Origin of the sequence: Methylobacterium sp. WL116 (genome assembly GCF_008039455.1) — a bacterium.
GTDB lineage: Bacteria > Pseudomonadota > Alphaproteobacteria > Rhizobiales > Beijerinckiaceae > Methylobacterium.
Genome location: NZ_VRUV01000647.1, coordinates 1 through 2219 on the forward strand (window position 1 = coordinate 1; position 2219 = coordinate 2219).

Here is a 2219-nt window from a genome sequence, read left to right on the forward strand (position 1 = left end):
GCCGCCCGCGCCGCCCACGCCTCCGCCGCCGGCCGCGTTCCCGCTGATGCGGGTGGTGCCGAAGGGCGAGGCCCGCACCATCGCGTTCTTCGCCTCGCTGTTCCCGGACTGCTCCTCGCAGGGCCCGGTGGTGATCCGTACCCTGGAGCAGCCCCGGCACGGCTCGATCGAGCTGGCGCAGACGGATTCGTTTCCCCGTTACGGCGTGGGATCGGCGCTGGCAGCCTGCAACGCCCGCAAGGTGCCGGGCTTGAAGCTGACCTACACCTCGGAGGAGGGGTTCGAGGGGCTCGACACCTTCCGCATCTTCGTCATCAACGCCGACGGCACCGGCTACGAGTCCGACGTGCGCGTCACGGTGCGCTGACCGCACTCGATTCCGGCCGCCGACCGCCCGGGATCGCCTGCGGAAACACGCCCCTAAAGGGCACATCCGTTATTCGCATAAGGTATATTATGGAACATGAAAGGCTGATGTCCCCGGGGCGAGGGGGCTTCGGCCGGTCCCGAACCAGCTGGCATGCCAGCATCCGGCAGGATCGCCTTCACGGCCTCGGCGATCCGGGCCCAGCGGATCCAGGCTCGCGTCGTCCCGGGCGAGGGCGCTCCGAGCCCCCTGCCCTCTACGCTTGCCCCGGGTCACGAACGCCCTCGCATCAGGCGGCCAGCGCATCGGCCAGGCGGCGGACATCGGAGACGATGCGTCCGTCGGGGAAGCGGCAGGCCACCTCCTCCGAGGCCCGGCCGCTCGGGCGGATGCGGATCGCCGCCGGACACACCAGCTCGTCGCGGCGGTCCAGGGCTTCGGCGGCATCCATCGGCGCCGCGCGGCCGCCGCCGAGCCCGCGCCACCACTGCACCGCCTTGTCGCGGGCAAAGCCCGTCCGCTCCAGAGCGAGCCGGATGCGATGGGCGCCGTCGGAGCAGCGCAGCACGATGTCGAGGCCGTCCGCCCCGCGCTCGAAGCGCCAATCCGAGACCGGCCGCCAGCCGTCCGCGCGCTCGGACAGGATCGGCAATTCGTCGTCGGCCGCGGCCTCGTGCTTGGCGGACGCCGCGTCGTCCTCCGGTTCGATCCAGCAAGGCTCGCAGGTCGAGGCGTTGAGCGCGATCAGCGCGCCGCAGCCGGGGCAGGGCTTGGCCCGCGCCAGCCCTTCCCTGCCCTTCACCGCGGCGGCGGTGCGGGCGGTGACCACGTCCACCGGGCCGTGCATCCGCACCAGGCCGGCATAGTCGAGGATCAGCGCGTCGCGCTTGCCGGGCGCGTTGCGGAGCGCGCGCCCGACCTGCTGCACGTAGAGCCCGGTGCTCTGGGTCGGCCGGAGCAGGGCGATGAGGTCGACCTCCGGCACGTTGAAGCCGGTGGCGAGCACGCCGACGGAGGTCAGGCAGCGGATCCGCCCGGCGCGGAAGGCCGCCACGATCCGGTCGCGCTCGCGCCGCGGGGTCTCGCCGGAGATCGTCTCGCAGGAATGGCCCTCCGCGCGGATCGCGTCGCGCACCGCGTCCGCGTGGCTGAGCCCGGCACAGAAGGCGAGCCAGGCCCGGCGCTCGCGGCCGTAGCCGACCATCTCCTCGACCGCGGCGCGGGTGATCCAGTCGCGGTTGACCGCCGCTTCGAGCTGGCTCGGGATGTAGTCGCCGCCGCGCTTGCCCACGCCGGCGACGTCGAGGGCGGTCAGCGTCGCCTTGGACAGGAGCGGGCAGAGATAGCCCTGCCCGATCAGGTCGCCGGCATCGACCTCGTAGACGATGCCCTCGAAGATCCGGCCCGCGCCTTCGTCGAGGCGTCCGCTGTCGAGCCGATAGGGCGTCGCGGTGAAGCCGACGACGCGAAGCTCCGGCCGCAGCGCCCGCAGGCCGGCGAGGAAGCGGCCGTAGCGGGTCTCGGCCGAGCGCGGGATCAGGTGCGCCTCGTCCACGATGACCAGATCGCGCGGGCCGATCGCGTCGAGCCGGTCGGCGACGGATTGGATGCCGCAGACCAGCACCTGCGCCCCCGCCTCCCGCCGCCCGAGCCCGGCGGAGAAGATCCCGGCCGGCGCCTCCGGCCAGTAGCCGGTGAGCTCGGAGAAGTTCTGGGCGATCAGCTCCCGGCTGTGGGTGACGACGACGATGCGGGCGAGGGGATCCGCCTGCAGCGTCTCCCGCGCGAGCGCCGCGATCACCAGCGCCTTGCCCGCGCCGGTCGGCAGCACGATCAGGCCGTCGCGCAGGGG

Annotated in this window: 2 protein-coding genes; one reads left to right on the plus strand and one right to left on the minus strand. The window is 73.1% G+C overall.

Annotation, left to right across the window (positions count from 1 at the left end; genetic code table 11):
- Positions 1-367, plus strand: a 367-nt coding sequence (locus tag FV223_RS30870; protein WP_187276249.1) for a hypothetical protein, incomplete at its 5' end; no start/stop codon positions are given.
- A gap of 289 nt (positions 368-656) precedes the next feature.
- On the opposite strand, the gene FV223_RS25760 is transcribed toward FV223_RS30870, so the two are convergent.
- Positions 657-2219 (minus strand): DEAD/DEAH box helicase (locus FV223_RS25760; RefSeq protein WP_147729601.1); only part of this gene is annotated, 1563 nt, incomplete at its 5' end.